Consider the following 15,894-nt stretch of genomic DNA (forward strand, 5'->3'; position numbering starts at 1 on the left):
CAGGTGGCGCGCGTACGCTCCCCGCCATGACCGAGCCACCGGCGCCGAGCGCGCCGCAGAGCCAGGCCGACCTGAGTCGGGAGCGGATCGTCGCGGCGGCGACCGCGCTGTTCGCGGAGCGCGGGTACGACGGGACGACCACCCGGACGATCGCCGCCGCCGCCGGGTTGAACGTCGCCACCGTCGCGTACCACGTGGGCGGGAAGGGCGAGTTGTACCGCGAGGTGATGCGGCGGGCGCACGAGGCCGAGCGGGCGGCGGTGGCGGGGGCGCTGCGGGAGTTCGGGGCGCGGGCGGGGGCGGACCCGACGGGGGCGGCGGTCGCCTTCGCGGACCGGTACCTGGACTTCTGCCTGGAGCGGCCGGACGTGCCCGCGCTGTGGATGCGGCGCTGGCTGGCGGACGCCGCCGAGTTCGGCGGTCTGGAGGAGGAGTACACCCGGCCGCTGCTGGAGTCGGTGCGCGACGCGCTGGCCGCCGCGCTGCCCGGAGTGCCGCCGGAGCGCGCCGAGTTGGCGGTGTGGACGGTGCTGTGGACGGTGCACGGCTTCTGCCGGTCGATGATCCGCGGGCAGGTCCCCCGGTTCCGGGCCCACCTGCACGCGCTGGTGCTGCGCGAGCTGGGGATCGGGGGGACGCCGTGAGCGCCGGGGGCATAGGCCGGCGGGAGCTGGCCGGGTACGCGCTCGGCTCGGTCGGGACGGGCATCCACGCGACCGTCCCCGGCCTGCTGCTGCTCTACTTCATGACCGACGCGCTGGGCGTGCCCGCCGGGGTCGCGGGCCTGGTCGTCGCGCTGCCGAAGGCCTGGGACGCGCTGTTCAACCCGACCGTCGGCGCCGCCAGCGACCGGGAGGCGCTGCGCACCGGCCGCCGCGGCCGAATCCTGCTGGCCGGCGCGCTCGCGCTGCCCGTCGCCTTCGCCGCGATGTTCCTCTCCCCGCTGACCGGCGCCGGCGCCGCCGCCTGGGTGGCCGTCACCTTCGTGCTGGCCTCCAGCGCGTTCGCCCTGTTCCAGGTCCCGTACGTGGCGCTGCCCGCCGAGATGTCGGACCGCCCCGAGGTGCGCACCCGGATCACGGTGTGGCGGATCGTCTGCCTGACCGTCGGCATCCTGGTCGCGGGCGGCCTGGCCCCCGCCCTGGTGTCGCTGGCCGGGGGCGGGCGGCGCGGGTACGCGGCGATGGGCGCGGTGATCGCCGTCCTGCTGCTGGCGACGCTGCTGGTGCCCGCGCTGGGCGCCCGCCGGGTGGCCGCCCGGCCCGGCCCCGAGCCGCTCGGCCTGCGGGCCGCGCTGCGCACCGCGCGCGGCAACCGGGCGTTCTTCGCGCTGCTGGGCGCGTTCGTGCTGCAGGCCGCCGCGGTGGCGATCATGCTGGCCGCCGCCCCGTACACCGCCACCTACTGGCTGGGCGGCTACGGCCTGACCTCGGTGCTGTTCGTCTGCCTGGTCGCGCCGAGCGCCGTCGCCGTGCCGCTGTGGGGCCGGGCCGCGGCCCGCTGGGGCCGGCTGCGCTGCCTGGGCGCCGCGACCGCGCTGTTCGCGCTGGCCGCCGCCGCGCTGTGGCCCACCGCCGGGACGGGGGCGGCGCGGGTCACCGCCACCCTGGTGCTGTGCGCGCTGCTCGGCGTGGCGTACGCGGCGCTCCAGGTGCTGCCGCTGTCGCTGCTGCCGGACACCGTGCACGCGGACGCGGCGCGCACCGGGCGCCTGCAGTCCGGGGCGTTCACCGGCCTGTGGACGGCGGGCGAGACGGCCGGGCTGGCCGCCGGGCCCGGGCTGTTCTCGCTGGCGCTGGCCGCCGCCGGTTTCGCCTCCTCCACCACCGACCACCCCGTCGCGCAGACCGCCACCGCCCGGGCCGGCGTCCTGCTCGGCTTCAGCCTGGTCCCGGCCGTGCTGATGCTGGCCTCGTTGCCCGCCCTGCGGGCGTACGGGCGGCGGCGGGCCGCCTCCCCCGCCGTTGTCGTCGACTCGCCTGCTGGAGAACTCCCGTGACGGACCGTCAGAACGGGCTGCCGGCCGTCGGCCGCCCCGCCGAGGAGCTGCTCGCCGAGCTGCGCGCCCTCACCGCCGCCGACCTGCCCACCCGTGGCGGGCGCACCACCGCCTACACCTACGACGCCGGGCGGCCCGAGGTGCGGGCCGCCGCGGAGGGCGCGTACCTGGCCATGCTGGAGGTCAACGGCCTCGACCCGACCGCGTTCCCGAGCACCGTCGCCCTGGAGCGGCAGGTGGTCGGTGCGGTCGCCGCCCGGCTCGGCGGGGACGGGCGCACGCCCGGCATCTTCACCAGCGGCGGCACCGAGTCGATCCTGCTCGCCGTCAAGGCCGCCCGGGACGCCCGGCCCGAGGTCGCCGAGCCCGAGATCGTGGTGCCCGCGACGGCGCACGCCGCGTTCTTCAAGGCCGGGACGTACCTGCGGGTCAAGGTCGTCGCGGTACCGGTCGACCCGGCGACCTTCCGGGCGGTGCCGGAGGCGGTGGCGGCGGCCTGCACCGACCGGACGGTGCTGGTGGTCGCCTCCGCGCCCTCGTACGCGCACGGGGTGGTCGACCCGGTCGCCGCGATCGCCGCGGCGGCGGCCGAACGCGGCCTGCCCTGCCACGTGGACGCCTGCGTGGGCGGCTGGCTGCTGCCCTGGCTGGCCGAGGCCGGGGCCGAGGTCCCGCCGTTCGACCTGTCGGTGCCCGGCGTCACCTCGCTCTCCTGCGACCTGCACAAGTTCGGGTACGCGCCCAAGGGCGCCTCCGTGCTGCTCTTCCGCGACCAGGCGATGCGGCTGGCCGCGTACTTCGCCTGCGCGCAGTGGCCCGGCTACCCGGTGGTCAACTCCACCGTCCAGAGCAGCAAGGGGGCCGGACCGCTGGCCGGGGCCTGGGCCACCCTGCAGGCCCTCGGGGCGGACGGCTACCGGGAGTTGGGGCGTTCGGCGCTCGCCGCGACCCGGCGGCTGATCGCGGGCGTCGGGGAGATCGACGGGCTGCGGGTGCTCGGCTCGCCGGACGCCACGCTGGTCGCGATCGGCACCGAGGGCGAAGAGCCGCCGGACCTCTGGGAGTTGGCGGACGAGTCGCGCGAGCGCGGCTTCTTCCTGCAACCCCAGCTGAGCGTCGACGGCCTGCCCGCCAGCCTGCACCTCACCCTCACCGGCGTCAGCGGGGAGGGCGTCGAGGACCTGCTCGCGGCCCTGCGCGCGAGCGTCGCCGCCGTCCGGGCGCGCGGGCCGGTGGCACCGCCCACCGAGATCCTCGCCCTGCTCGACCAGCTCGACTTCACCACCCTGGACGACGCGACCTTCGCCGCCCTCCTCCCGGCCACCGGCCTCGACCTCTCCCCCGGCTCCACCACCCGGATGGCCGGCGTCAACCGCCTCCTCGACGGCCTCCCCCCGCACCTGCGCGACCGGCTCGCCACCCGGTTCCTCTCCGCGCTGTACAGCCCCTACCTGGACGCGTAGCGGTCGGGGCCCGGGCGCGCCAGGGGCAGGGGGCGGTGCACCGGACCGGGTGGTCGCGGCGGGGCGGTCGCGATTCGCCCGGTCCGGTACCCCGATCCGGCACCTCGATCCGGCAAAGGAAACCCCAAGGGGTGCCCAAGCGACGGATGGGCGAGCGGGGTGCGAATGTGGTGAACGCGTGCGGTTGCGGCGGGTCGGTTCGCTAGCATGGCGCGCTCAAGTGGTCGGACTGACACCGGTGGTGGGGGATGGCGTGCTGAGCGTGGGGCCGGACGGCAGCGGCGGCAGCGGCGGCAGCGGCGACGGGTTCCAGGTGGAGCCGGGCGAGTTGGACGGGGCGGGGCAGACCGCGGGGAGCGTCGCCGAGCAGGTGCCCGGCGGGACCTCGCGGGTGCTGGGGGCGTCGGACGACGCCGAGGCCGGGCTGCGCGGGTGGACGACCGGCGGGGAGCTGAACGCCTGCACCGACGAGTGGAAGCGGCTGCTGGACGGCCTCTCCGCCGAGATGGACCGGCAGGGCGGCAACCTGCGGCGGACCGCCGCCAACTACCGCCGGGCCGAGCAGGACGCGGCCGGCGGACTGACGGGGCGGTGAGCATGGACGTCCCCACGCTGCGCGACGCGGACCCGGACCGGCTGTTCACCGCCGCCGACGCGTACGCCTCGCTGGCCGCCGCGTTCGCCGGCCACACCGACACCTGGCGGGACGGGGTGGACGGCCGGGTGCGCGACTCCGGCTGGCGCGGCCGGGCCGCGGACGGCGCCCGGCAGTCGCTGGCCCGGACCACCGGCAAGCTGACCGCCGCGCACCTGGAGCTGGCCCGGATCGCGCCCGTGCTGCGGGAGGGCGCGGAGGCGTTCCTGCTGGCCCGCTCCAAGCTCCGGGCGGCGCTCGCCGAGGCGGACGCGGGCGGCTTCGCGGTCTCGGACGACGGCGGGGTCTCCTGGCCGCCGCCGAGCGCCGCCGAACGGCACGACCCCGACGCCCCCGACCGCTCCCGACGGGGCACCGAGCTGCGCGACCGGATCGCCGACGCGCTGTCCGAGGCCGCGCACGCCGACCAGGTCACCGCCCAGCGCCTGCGCCGGTACACCGACGACGCCCGGACCGGCGCCGGCCTGGACCCGGGCACCGCCGCGATGCGCCTGAACAGCGCGGTGCTGGGCGCGCTCAACCCGTTCGGCGGCCCCGAGGACCTGGTCCGCGCGGGCATGCCGGGCCAGGACGCCCCGCCGTCCGAGGTCAACGCCTGGTGGAAGTCGCTGCCGCCGGACGAGCAGCAGCGCCTGATCCGGGCGTACCCGGCCGAGCTCGGCAACCGCGACGGCCTGCCGACCCCGGCCCGCGACCAGGCCAACCGGATCACCCTGGACCGGATGGTCCAGGACCTGTCCTCCCGCACCGACCTGTCCGACGGGGACCGGAAGAAGCTGGAGGGCTTCCGGGCGATCCAGGACCGGCTCCGCGACGACACCGGCAAGCAGCCCCCCGCGTACCTGATGGTGATCGGCGACCAGGGCCAGGGCCGGGCGGCGATCGCCTACGGCAACCCGGACACCGCGGACGACGTGGTGGCGTACGTGCCGGGCCTGAACACCGAGGTCAAGAACATGGGCGGCGGCGACGCCAACCGGGCCCGCGACCTGTGGCAGTCCGCGCACGACCTCGACCCGAGCCGCTCCACCGCCTCGATCGCCTGGCTGGGGTACGACACCCCGCAGGTCAAGGGCCTCAGCCCGGACATGTTCGCGGTGGCCGGGAAGGAGCGCGCCGAACAGGGCGGCGCGGCCTACCAGGAGTTCCTGCAGGGCCTGCGCGCCTCGCACGAGGGGCAGCCCGCGCACCTGACCGCGCTCGGGCACAGCTACGGCTCGCTCACGGTCGGCCAGGCCGCGCAGCGCCCCGGCGGCATCCCCGCGGACGACATCATCCTGGTCGGCTCGCCCGGCACCGGCGCGCAGCAGGCCGGCCAGCTGGGCGTCGGCGCCGACCACGTCTGGGTGGGCGCGGCCGAGCACGACCCGGTCTCCCACCTGCCCAGCCACGACGACGCGAAGGGCATCGGCATCGGCGCGGGCATCGGCGGGGTGCTGGCCGGCCCGCTGGGCGCGGTGGCCGGCGGCTTCCTCGGCGACAAGATCGCCGGGCACGGCGACCCGCACGAGCTGTGGTTCGGCCAGGACCCGGCGAGCGGCGAGTTCGGGGCGCACCGCTTCGACGTCGCGGACGGCCCGCTGGGCTTCGAGTCGCACTCGGACTACTGGAACCAGGGCGACGGCCGGGACGGGCACTCGCTGCGCAACATGGGCTTGATCGTCTCCGGCCACGGCGACCGGGTGTCCGGACAGGAGTACCGATGAACGACGACCTGGCGCGCGACCTGCTCGCCGCACGGGCCGCGGTGGACGAACTGCTGGACTCCGCGCCCGCCGCGCTCACCCCGCCGGTGGTCTGGGCGGACGGCCCGTACGTCGCGGTCTCCCACGAGCACGCGTTCACCCGCGAGCCGGACGGCACCGCGCACCTGGAGAAGCGGCGCTACCTGCTGACCCGGGTGGCCGAACACCGCTACCCGGAGCTGCTCGCCCAGTTGGGCCGGGCCTGGCGGGAGCGCGGCTGGGCGGTGGACGGCGAGGACGACCCGGTGGTGCCGGTGCTGCGGGCGAAGTCCCCGTTCGGGACGGCCGAGTTCCGGATCGGCTTCGCGGGCAACGGGACGCTGCTGGCCCGGGTCGACGGGCTGGCCGCGCCGGACACCTCGTACCCGTTCGGCGGGGACAGCACGGTGCCGATCGGGCCGGACGGGTCGATGGACACCATGCCCCGGCGGCAGGACCCGTTCTGGTCGGTCTAGGGTCGGAAGCAGCGGCCGGCCGGGGGCGGTGCGGACGGGCGGGCGGTGCGGACGGGACCACCGGGCGGACCGGGAATCGGCGGGGAGCGGGAGGTCGGATGAGGCTGCGGGTGGCGGGCGCCGTCGCGGTGCTGGCGCTGGTGCTGGGCGCGGCGGGCTGCGGCCCGTCCGGGGACGACGGGACGGCGCGGCGCCCGGCGGTGGCGCTGGACGTCGCCCGGGGGCGGTTGCAGACGATGGTGGACGGCACCACCGGGGCGCTCACCCCGGCGGTGCGGTACGCCGACGACGCGTTCCGGGCCGTCCCGCACGAGAACGCGGCCCGCGACCCCGACGGCACCGCGCAGTTGACGCTCCGCCGGTACGTGCTGACCAGGATCTCCGCCGCCCACCAGCCGCGGCTGCTGGAGCAGCTCAGGACGTACTGGAAGGGCCTCGGCTACACCCTGCACGACACGGACTCCCCGTACGAGGCGAGCGCCGCCGCCCCCGACGGCACCGGCGTGACGGTCACCATCGGCGTCCCCGGCAACGTGACCGTGGTGGCCGACACCTGGATCGCCGACCCCGGCACCACCGCCCCGTTCGGCCCCGCCCCCAGCCCGCTGCCCACCGGCGCGGACGGCGGCCCCGACACCATGCCGACCTTCGACGACCCGGGCTGGTCCTGAGCCCGCGTCCGTCCGCGTCCGTCCGTGCCCGTTCGTGCCCGCACCGGGCGGGCCGGGGGCGGCGGCGGGGGCGGCGGCGGGACGAAACGGGACCGATGGGGGCTGATCGGGCGTCAACGCGGTTCTGACGGACGGTAGTTGGCGGGTGGCAGTGGGCTGTCGTGACCATGCTGGCTATCATCGGAACGATCTAGCCGGAACGGCGGCCGGCCGAGGGGTCTTCCTCGGTATCGCCATGCCGCGTTCCGCCGTCATGCCGCCGTGCCGTCCGTCGTCCCTGGGCTTGTCGTGTTCCGCGTCGACCACGGGGAGAGACGACATGGCTCAGTTGGACGGGCGGGGGCGCGCCGCGCTCGCCGCCGTGATGGGCGGGGTGCTGCTGTTGAGCGGCTGCGGCGTCCTCGGCATCGGCGGTGACTCGCGCCAGCCGACGGACCTGCGCGCGCTGCTGCCGGAACGGGTGCGCAAGTCCGGGGTGCTGACCGTCGGCGCCTCGTTCACCGCCGCGCCGGTGGTGTACCGCAACGACCGCAACGAACCGGACGGGCTGGACCCGCACCTGGCGCAGAAGCTGGGCTCGCTGCTCGGCATCCGGCTGGAGTTCCAGGACGCCGGGCCGTTCGCCAACGTGCTGCCCGGGCTGCTGGGGCGCAAGTACGACATCGCGATGTCCGGCATCACCGACACCCGGGAGCGCGAGCAGGGCGTCGACAAGGACGGCAAGCAGGTCAACGAGGGCGTGGACTTCGTCGACTACTTCATGGCGGGCATCGGCATCGCCGTCGACAAGGGCAACCCGCAGAACATCCACGAGATCGACGACCTGTGCGGGCACACCGTCACGGTCAAGAAGGGCACCACCCACGCCGACCTGGTGAGCCGGCAGAAGACGGTCTGCGACCACAACGGGAAGCCGCTGACCGTCATGGAGACCGACAGCGACAACGCCGCCATCGAGAACCTCAAGGGCCGCGCGGACGCCTACATGACCGACTACCCCAAGGCGACGTACGCCGTGCAGACCGTCGACAACGGCGGCACCCTGCAGATCGGCGGCCCGCAGCTCCAGCCCCGCCCGTTCGGCATCGCGCTGCGCAAGGACGACGAGCAGCTGCGCGACGTCCTGATGCGGGCGATGAACCGGCTGATCACCGACGGCACCTACGACCAGGTGCTGGCCGACCACCAGTTGCAGGTCGGCGCGATCCAGAACGCGGTCACCAACGGGCCGTGAGCCCGGCGCCCACGACACGCGGGCTCAGGCGGGGGTGAGGGCGAGCACCGCCACGTCGTCGGTCAGGGAGCCGGCGTGGCGGCGGACGTCCCGGTCGAGGAAGGCGACCACGGCGTCCGGGTCGGTGGCGGGCAGGGTGGCCAGGCGGGCGGCCAGCGGGTAGAACGCGCCGGTCCGGTCGCGGGCCTCGGTGACGCCGTCGGTGTGCAGCAGCAGGGTCCGGCCGGGCGGCAGCGGGACGGTGGCGGGCGGCTCGGGCGGACCGGCGGCGAGGTGGCCCAGGCCCAGCGGGAGGTCCTCCGCACAGCGGACGGTGCCGACGCTGCCCGGGGCCACCAGCAGCGGGGCGAGGTGGCCCCGGTTGACCAGGTCGATCTCGGCGGAGCCGGGACGGTGCTGGAGCAGCACCGCGGTGACGAACAGCTCGCGGTCGCCGCCCTGCTCGGCGTCGCGGCCGACCTGCCGGTCCAACTGGTCGGCCAGCTCGCCGAGTTCGGCGGTCTCGTGGGCGGCCACCCGGAACGCGCCGATCACGTCGGCGGCGGTGCGCACCGCGTCCAGCCCCTTGCCGCGGACGTCCCCGAGCAGGATTCGGGTCCCGTACCGGGTCTCGCACACCTCGTACAGGTCGCCGCCGATGCCGACGTCCGCCTGCGCGGGGTGGTAGAGCCCGGCGGTGCGCAGGCCCCCGGCGCGGGCCGGGACCGGGCGCAGCACGGCGTGCTGGAGGGTGTCGGTGACGACCTGCATCCGGACCAGGTCGCGGGCCTGGCGGCGGCGCTGCGCGGCGAGCCCGGCACCGATCGCGCCGGCCAGCACGGTGGCCAGGTAGGTCCACAGGTGGTGCTGCTCGGTCAGGTGCCCGGCCCGCAGGGCGAGCAGCGCCTGGAGGGCGACGGTGACGACGGCGGAACCGGCGACCAGCCCGGACCCGCCGCTGGACGCGACCACCACCGGGATCACCGTGAGCAGGAAGCCCGCCGCGACGGAACTGGGGATCGACCACTCCAGGACCAGGTCCGCGACCAGCAGCAGGACCGGCAGCAGCCGCACCCAGACGGGCACCCGCAGCGCCCGGGCCATCGCGGCCTCCCAGCGCGCCCCGGCCTGCCGGGGATCGCTCCCGCCACCGCTCCCGCCGCTGTCCTCGACGCCGTTCCCGGCCCCGCTCCCGGCGCCGTTCCGGATGCCGCTCCCGGCGCCGTCCTCGATGCCGCTCCCGAGACCGTGCCCGGCGGCGTTCTCCGGCGGCGGAGCGGCGGCCGGGCGCGGGATGGGGCCGGCGCTGCGGACTGCGGTGGCGGGCGACGCTGCCATGCTGACCTCCTGGACGACCGGTACGGGTGCGGACTTCCTTCCATCGTGGGGTGCGGCGGGTCCCGGCCACTGCCCGCCAAGGTCCCGACGGTTCGGGACCTTGGACCTGTTCCGGCCGGGCAGGGGGACGTGCTGTGAGCCGGTTCACCGGGAAAGCCGGTGGACACGGGAATGCGGGCCGGCCCCCGCAGCAGTCCGACGCGCTCCGGTCCGGCCCCGCCACGTGGCGGGGCCGCCACGTGGCGGGGCCGACGCCCACCCTGCCGGTGCATCGGCCGTGAGCGGCGGCGGTGGGTGTCGGTGGTGGGTGTCGGTGGCGGACGGGCCGGGCTCGGTAGGCTGGGCGGCCATGGAAATCTGGATCAACCCGCGGTGCGGCAAGTGCCGCACCGCCCTGGGCGAACTCGACGCGGCCGGGGCGGACTACACCGTGCGCCGCTACCTGGACGAGCCGCCGACGGCCGCCGAACTCACCGAGGTGCTGGGCCGGTTGGGCCTGGAGCCGTGGGACGTGGCCCGGCTGGACGAGGCCGTGGCCAAGGAACTGGGCCTGCGCTCCTGGGGCCGCGAGGACGCCGACCGGGCCCGCTGGACGGCGGCGATGGCCGCGCACCCGGCGCTGATCCAGCGCCCGATCATCACCGCGGACGACGGCTACACCGTGATCGGGCGCACCCCGGACGCGCTGAAGGACGTCCTCGCGCACTGACGCCCCTGCGGTGACGCCCGCACGCCGACGCCCGCACGCTGCCGCCCGCGCGCCGACGCCCCGCACGGCGACGCCCCGCACGGCGACGCCCGGCGCGCCGGAGTCCCGCGCGGGGCCCGCGGGCGGTCCCGTCCCGGGCGGTGACAGCGGGCTGACAGCGGTCTGTGAGCGGGCCCCGGCAGGCTGGGGCGGTCCATTCCCCGAGCCTGCCGGGAGCGCACCGTGTCCGACCTGCCGATCCGCCGTCTGACCGTCACCGGGGTGCACCGGCCCACGCCGCGGACCGCCCGGGTCACCTTCGCGCTGCCGCCCGGCGGGTTCGCCCTGGCCGGGCCCGACCAGCAGGTCAAGCTGTACTTCCCCCGCCCCGGCCAGGACGCCCCGGAACTCCCCGTCCCGGCCCCGGGCCAGGACCTGATGAGCTGGTACCACGCCTGCCACGCCGTCCCCGAGGACCGCCGCCCGTGGATGCGCTCCTTCACCCTGCGCGCCCACGACGCCGAACTCCACACCGTGGACGTCGACTTCGTCCTGCACGGCACGGCCGGGACGGCCGGAGCGCCCGGGACGGCCGGAGCGCCCGGGACGGCCGGAGCGCCCGGGGCGGGCGGACCGGCCGCCGCGTGGGCCGCGCAGGCCCGGCCCGGGCAGGTGCTGGCGATGTTCGGGCCCTCCCCCGAGTTCGCCCGCCCGTTCCCGCTGGGCGGCGGTCTGCCGCTGCTGTTCGCCTGCGACGAGTCCGCGCTGCCCGCCCTCGGCACCCTGGTCGAGGCCCTGCCGGCCGATGCCCGGGCCCATGCCTGGATCGAGGTGGCCAGCCCCGAGGAGGAGCAACCCCTGCTCGGCTTCGGCGAGTTGACCGCCCACTGGGTCCACCGCGGGGACGCCCCCCACGGCGCCCGCCTGCTCGCCGCCCTGCGCACCGCCGAGCTCCCGCCCGCCCCCGGTCCCGCCTGGCTGGCCGGCGAGGCCACCACCGTCCGCGCCCTGCGCCGCCACCTGATCGAGGACCGCCGCCTCCCCCGCCCCACCGTCCACTCCACCGGCTACTGGCGCACCCGCCTCACCCAGGACGACGCCCCCACCCCCGAGGACCTCGCCGACGCCCAGGAGACCCTCCGCCAGCTCCAGGGCAACTGAGCCCGGCCGCCCGCACCACCGTCACCCTCCTCCGCGCCCGCCCCTGGCGCGCACCGGCGGCTGCTACCTTCCCGCGGGTGACGAGTCTTCTCCAACCGCCGCTGCTCACCCGCCTGCTGACCGCCGAACGCGTCCTGATCGCCGGTGCCGGCGGCGGCCACGACGTGTACGCGGGGCTGCCGATCGCGCTCGCGCTGCGGGCCGCCGGGCGCGAGGTGCACCTGGCGAACCTGGCGTTCACCCACCACTACGGCCTGGACGGCGGGGCCTGGGTGGGCCCGCAACTGGCCCGGATCACGCCGGACACCCGTTCCGCCGAGCCGAAGTTCCCCGAGCGCTCGCTGGCCCGCTGGCTGCGCGCGCACCAACTGCCGGACACCGTCTGGGCGTTCGCCTCGGTCGGGGTGAAACCGCTGCGGGCGGCCTACCGCGCCCTGGTGCGGCGGCTCGGGATCGACGCGATCCTGCTGGTGGACGGCGGGACGGACATCCTGATGCGCGGCGACGAGGCCGGCCTCGGCACCCCGGAGGAGGACATGGCCTCGCTCGCCGCCGTCGCCGGGCTCCGGAACGTGCCGCAACGCCTGGTCGCCTGCCTCGGGTTCGGCATCGACGCCCACCACGGCGTCAGCCACGGCCTGGTGCTGGAGAACCTGGCCGCGCTGCAACGCGAGGGCGGCTACCTGGGCGCGTTCTCGGTCCCCGCCGACTCCCCCGAGGCCGCGCTCTACCTGGACGCCGTCGCCCACGCCCGCGACGAGTGCCCCGAACGCCCCAGCATCGTGCAGGGTTCGGTCGCCGCCGCGCTGCGCGGCGAGTTCGGCGACGCGGGGCCGGCCGAGCCCGTTCCCGGCAGCGAGCCGTTCGTCAACCCGCTGATGACGCTCTACTTCGGCGTCACGGTCGAGGCGCTCGCCGCCCGGAACCGCTACCTGGACCGGCTGGAGGGGACCACCACGACCCGGGAGATCGCCTCCGCGATCGCCGACTTCCGCGAGGAACTGCCCCGACTGCGCCCCGCCCGCGCCTTCCCGCACTGACCCGCCGCCGGGTCACCGCGGCGCCCCGCCCCTGCGGCACCGCGTGGCGGATCGGTGCTGCCACCACCTTCGTTTCATCGATAACAGCAGATCCGTAGCGTCGATACGAGTCCGTGTTATCGTTGACAACAGCAGAGCCAGATCATCGAAACGACGGAGGTTCGCGCCATGTCCAGCACCGAAGCACCGACCCGGGTCGCCCTGGTCACCGGCGGTTCCGGCGGCATCGGCCGGGCCGTGGTCCGGCGGCTGGCCGCCGCGGGGCACCCCGTCGCCGTCCACTACTCCGGGAACCGGGCCAAGGCCGAGGCGCTGGTCGCGGAGGTCGTCGGGGCCAGCGGGCGGGCGGTGGCGGTCGGCGGGGACGTCGCGGACGAGCACGCCATGGCCGCCGCGTTCGACCTGGTGGAGGCCGAGTTCGGCGGGCTGGACGTGGTCGTCCACACCGCGGGGGTGATGCGGCTGGCGCCGGTGGCCGAACTCGACCTGGCCGACTTCGACGAGGTGCAGCGGGTCAACGTCCGCGGCACCTTCGTGGTGGCCCAGCAGGCCGCCCGCCGGCTGCGCCGGGGCGGGGCACTGATCAACTTCTCCACCTCGGTGGTCGGGCTCCAGTTCCCCGCGTACGGCGCGTACGCGGCCAGCAAGGGCGCGGTCGAGGCGCTGACCCTGGTGCTCGCCCGCGAGCTGCGCGGCCGGGACATCACCGTGAACGCGGTCGCCCCCGGCCCCACCGCCACCCCGCTGTTCCTGGAGGGCAAGGACGAGGCCACCGTCGACCGGCTGGCCGCGCAGCCCCCGCTCGAACGGCTCGGCACCCCAGAGGACATCGCCGAACTGGCCGCCTTCCTGGCCGGCCCGGCCGGCCGCTGGGTCAACGGCCAGAACATCCGCAGCAACGGCGGGATCATCTGACCCGCCGCGCCGCCGCGCCCCGAGCCGCGCGGCAGCGGCCCCGGAGGGCCGCCGCGCCCTCCACTACGCTGGCCCGGCAGCGAGGAATCGAGGAACAGGCCATGCACGACGCCACCCGCACCGGCACCGCCCCCCGGGGGACCGGCGACCTCCGTTCCCGGATGCTCGAAGCCGCCGAGGACCTGCTCGACGAGTCCCCCGACAACGACGTGTCGACCCGCGCGGTGTGCGAGGCGGTCGGCGTCAAGCAGCCCGTCCTGTACCGCCTGTTCGGCGACAAGAACGGCCTGCTGACGGCACTGGTCGCGCACGGCTTCGAGCGCTACATCGACCGCAAGCGGGCCCTGGAGGTCACCGCCGACCCGGTCGCCGACCTGCGCGCGGGCTGGGACGACCACGTGGACTTCGCGCTCACCAACCGGGCGCTGTACCGGCTGATGTTCTCGCCCGTCCTGCCCGAGGTGCCCGAACCGGCCGCCCGGATCTTCGAGTTGCTCAAGCGGACCCTGGAGCGGTGCGCGGCGGCCGGCGCGCTGCGCGTCCCCGCCGAGCAGGCCGCGCAGGCCATCCTGGCGGCCAACGTCGGCGTCACCCTGAGCCTGCTCTCCCAGCCCGACCGCTTCCGCGACCCCGCGCTGTCCACCCGGGTCCGGGACGCGGTCTTCGCCTCCTGCCTGGACGAGTCGGCCGCCGCGCCCGCCCCCGAGGAGGACCAACTCGCCGCCGCCGCCCGCCGCCTGGAGGCCCAGTTGAAGCAGCGGACCGGCCCGCTGGGCGACGCGGAGACGGCCCTGCTGCTGGTGTGGCTGCGCACTCTCCAGCAGCCGCAGCTTCCCTGACGTCGCATCAGATCCACTGCCTGGAGCGGGCCTCCGCCGTCACCGGCGTGAAGAAGTTGACCAGCGTGCCGTCCGGGTCGCGGAGCAGCAGTGAGCGGTTGCCCCACGGCAGGGTGGTCGGCCCGCTGACGAACTCCGCTCCGCCGTCGGCCAGTCGGCGGTGCAGCAGGTCGACGTCCTCGACCAGGAACTCCACGATGGCGCTGCGGTTCGCGCCGGGCTCGGCCGAGCCCGGCGCGAACAGCGGCACGGTACGGGTGCTGCCGATCGCCAAAGTTCCGGCGGGCGTGCGGAGTTCGGCGAAGTCGGGGGTGGCCCGGACGGCGGTCAGGCCGGTGGCCCGCTCGTAGAACGCGACCAGGCGGTCGACGTCGGCGGTGATCAGTCGGACGGAGACGAGGTGCATGCGGGGGCTCCCGTGCGGTCGGTGCGGTGGTCCGGTGCGGCCGGTCCCGGTGCCGCTCCGCCCCGGGCCCGACAGGCGAGTAAGCGAGCAGGCGGGCGGAGCGGCGTCCGGGCCGGTGTTCCGGTGCGGTCGATACCGACGCTAACGGCAATACCGGACAGGAAACGCCCGGTATCGGGAAGGGATCGGGCGGAGAATCGTCGGCATGACCCGACCCGTGGCCCGCGTGCTCACCCTGCTGGAGCTGCTGCAGTCCGGCGGCATCCGCACCGTTGCCGAGCTGGCCGAACGCCTGGAGGTGGACGAGCGCACCGTCCGCCGGTACGTCGCGCACCTGGTCGACCTCGACCTGCCGGTGGAGTCGGTCCGCGGCCGGTACGGCGGCTACCGGCTCGCGCCCGGGCACCGGATGCCGCCGCTGATGCTGACCGACGAGGAGGCGCTGGCCGCCCTGTTCGGCCTGGTCGCCGCCGAGCGGGCGGGGCTGTCCGCCGCGTCCGCGACCGCGGGCGAGACGGCCGCCGCGAAGATCCGCCGGGTGCTGCCCCGCCCGCTCGCCCACCGGCTGGACGCCCTGCTGGAGGCGCTGGCCTTCACCCCCGCGCCCGCTCCCCCGGCCCCCGCAGCCACCACCGCCCCCGCCACCTCCGCCGCGCCCGATCCGGCGGCGCTGCTGACCGTCGCCGACGCGGTGCGCCACCGCCGTCCGCTGGCCTTCCGCTACACCGGCGCGGACGGCCGCACCGGCGAACGGGCCGTCGAGCCGCACGGGCTGGTGCTGCACGCGGGCCGCTGGTACCTGACCGGGCGGGACACCGGCGCCGACGCGGAGCGCCTGTTCCGTCTCGACCGGCTGGCCGCGCCCCGCCCGCTGCCGGGCACCTTCGACCCGCCCGCCGGGCCGGACCCGGCCGCGCGCGTCCTGCACGCACTGGCCACCGCCCCGCACCGGCACCGCGTCCGGCTGCGGATTCGGGCGGACGCCGACCGCATCCACCGGCACCTGCCGCCCGGCCTGGCCCTGATCGACGGGCCGGACCTCGACGGGCCGAACTCCGACGGGTCGGACCCAGGCGGGTCTGACCCGGGCGGGTCTGACCCGGGCGGACCGGGCGCCGAAGGCTGGTCGGACGTCGAACTGCGGGTCGCCGAACTCGACTGGCTCCCGGCCGCGTTGGCGGCCATCGACCGCCCGTTCACGATCGAGGAACCGGCCGAACTCCGCCGCCTGGTCGCCGCGTTGGCCGAACGGCTCGCCGCCGCGGCCCGGCCCCCCGGCGGCTGAATCGAACCGCTCCCCCGGGGC

16 protein-coding genes are annotated in these 15,894 nt (G+C 76.2%); 14 read left to right on the top strand and 2 right to left on the bottom strand.

Annotated features, from left to right (window positions below; genetic code table 11):
- Positions 1–26: 26 nt before the first annotated feature.
- The 8 genes from QMQ26_RS10585 to QMQ26_RS10620 all read left to right on the top strand — a co-directional run bounded on the left by QMQ26_RS10585 (position 27) and on the right by QMQ26_RS10620 (position 8,222).
- Positions 27–644 (top strand): TetR/AcrR family transcriptional regulator, encoded by a 618-nt coding sequence (locus QMQ26_RS10585; protein WP_282205529.1) that lies wholly within the window; start codon positions 27–29, stop codon positions 642–644.
- On the top strand, positions 641–1,999 hold the full coding sequence (locus QMQ26_RS10590; RefSeq protein WP_282205530.1) for an MFS transporter: 1,359 nt from the start codon (positions 641–643) through the stop codon (positions 1,997–1,999). Before QMQ26_RS10585 ends, QMQ26_RS10590 begins: the two co-directional genes overlap by 4 nt.
- Positions 1,996–3,462 carry a pyridoxal phosphate-dependent decarboxylase family protein gene (locus QMQ26_RS10595; RefSeq protein ID WP_282205531.1) on the top strand — a complete coding sequence of 489 codons (1,467 nt, stop codon included), beginning with the start codon at positions 1,996–1,998 and terminating at the stop codon, positions 3,460–3,462. Before QMQ26_RS10590 ends, QMQ26_RS10595 begins: the two co-directional genes overlap by 4 nt.
- 253 nt (positions 3,463–3,715) lie before the next feature.
- Positions 3,716–4,057 (top strand): WXG100 family type VII secretion target, encoded by a 342-nt coding sequence (locus QMQ26_RS10600; protein ID WP_282205532.1) that lies wholly within the window; start codon positions 3,716–3,718, stop codon positions 4,055–4,057.
- A gap of 2 nt (positions 4,058–4,059) precedes the next feature.
- Positions 4,060–5,823 carry an alpha/beta hydrolase gene (locus tag QMQ26_RS10605; RefSeq protein WP_100835907.1) on the top strand — a complete coding sequence of 588 codons (1,764 nt, stop codon included), beginning with the start codon at positions 4,060–4,062 and terminating at the stop codon, positions 5,821–5,823.
- A complete protein-coding gene (locus tag QMQ26_RS10610) occupies positions 5,820–6,317 on the top strand; it encodes a hypothetical protein (protein ID WP_100835908.1) in 498 nt (165 codons plus the stop codon). The genes QMQ26_RS10605 and QMQ26_RS10610 overlap by 4 nt, the downstream gene beginning before the upstream one ends.
- A 98-nt stretch (positions 6,318–6,415) precedes the next feature.
- Positions 6,416–6,988 carry a hypothetical protein gene (locus QMQ26_RS10615; protein ID WP_282205533.1) on the top strand — a complete coding sequence of 191 codons (573 nt, stop codon included), beginning with the start codon at positions 6,416–6,418 and terminating at the stop codon, positions 6,986–6,988.
- A 319-nt stretch (positions 6,989–7,307) separates the two neighbouring features.
- Positions 7,308–8,222 (top strand): ABC transporter substrate-binding protein, encoded by a 915-nt coding sequence (locus tag QMQ26_RS10620; protein ID WP_282205534.1) that lies wholly within the window; start codon positions 7,308–7,310, stop codon positions 8,220–8,222.
- Between the two features lie 24 nt (positions 8,223–8,246).
- On the opposite strand, the gene QMQ26_RS10625 is transcribed toward QMQ26_RS10620, so the two are convergent.
- Positions 8,247–9,539 (bottom strand): PP2C family protein-serine/threonine phosphatase, encoded by a 1,293-nt coding sequence (locus QMQ26_RS10625; protein WP_282205535.1) that lies wholly within the window; start codon positions 9,537–9,539, stop codon positions 8,247–8,249.
- A 349-nt stretch (positions 9,540–9,888) separates the two neighbouring features.
- Between QMQ26_RS10625 and QMQ26_RS10630 the strand changes: the two genes are divergently transcribed.
- The 5 genes from QMQ26_RS10630 to QMQ26_RS10650 all read left to right on the top strand — a co-directional run bounded on the left by QMQ26_RS10630 (position 9,889) and on the right by QMQ26_RS10650 (position 14,182).
- The gene (locus QMQ26_RS10630) at positions 9,889–10,248 is read left to right on the top strand and encodes an arsenate reductase family protein (RefSeq protein WP_282205536.1); all 360 of its coding nucleotides are present in this window, start codon (positions 9,889–9,891) and stop codon (positions 10,246–10,248) included.
- Between the two features lie 222 nt (positions 10,249–10,470).
- On the top strand, positions 10,471–11,388 hold the full coding sequence (locus tag QMQ26_RS10635) for a siderophore-interacting protein (protein WP_282205537.1): 918 nt from the start codon (positions 10,471–10,473) through the stop codon (positions 11,386–11,388).
- Positions 11,389–11,465: 77 nt separating this feature from the next.
- Positions 11,466–12,428, top strand: coding sequence for a DUF1152 domain-containing protein (locus QMQ26_RS10640; RefSeq protein ID WP_282205538.1), 963 nt, complete (start codon positions 11,466–11,468; stop codon positions 12,426–12,428).
- Positions 12,429–12,596: 168 nt separating this feature from the next.
- On the top strand, positions 12,597–13,343 hold the full coding sequence (locus QMQ26_RS10645) for an SDR family oxidoreductase (protein WP_282205539.1): 747 nt from the start codon (positions 12,597–12,599) through the stop codon (positions 13,341–13,343).
- Between the two features lie 101 nt (positions 13,344–13,444).
- A complete protein-coding gene (locus tag QMQ26_RS10650; protein WP_282205540.1) occupies positions 13,445–14,182 on the top strand; it encodes a TetR/AcrR family transcriptional regulator in 738 nt (245 codons plus the stop codon).
- 7 nt (positions 14,183–14,189) lie between these two features.
- Here QMQ26_RS10650 and QMQ26_RS10655 read toward each other — a convergent pair whose 3' ends face one another.
- A complete protein-coding gene (locus QMQ26_RS10655) occupies positions 14,190–14,588 on the bottom strand; it encodes a VOC family protein (RefSeq protein WP_282205541.1) in 399 nt (132 codons plus the stop codon).
- Positions 14,589–14,793: 205 nt separating this feature from the next.
- Between QMQ26_RS10655 and QMQ26_RS10660 the strand changes: the two genes are divergently transcribed.
- Positions 14,794–15,873 carry a helix-turn-helix transcriptional regulator gene (locus QMQ26_RS10660; protein ID WP_282205542.1) on the top strand — a complete coding sequence of 360 codons (1,080 nt, stop codon included), beginning with the start codon at positions 14,794–14,796 and terminating at the stop codon, positions 15,871–15,873.
- Positions 15,874–15,894 lie beyond the last annotated feature (21 nt).

Origin of the sequence: Kitasatospora fiedleri (genome assembly GCF_948472415.1) — a bacterium.
Classification (GTDB): Bacteria; Actinomycetota; Actinomycetes; order Streptomycetales; family Streptomycetaceae; genus Kitasatospora; species Kitasatospora fiedleri.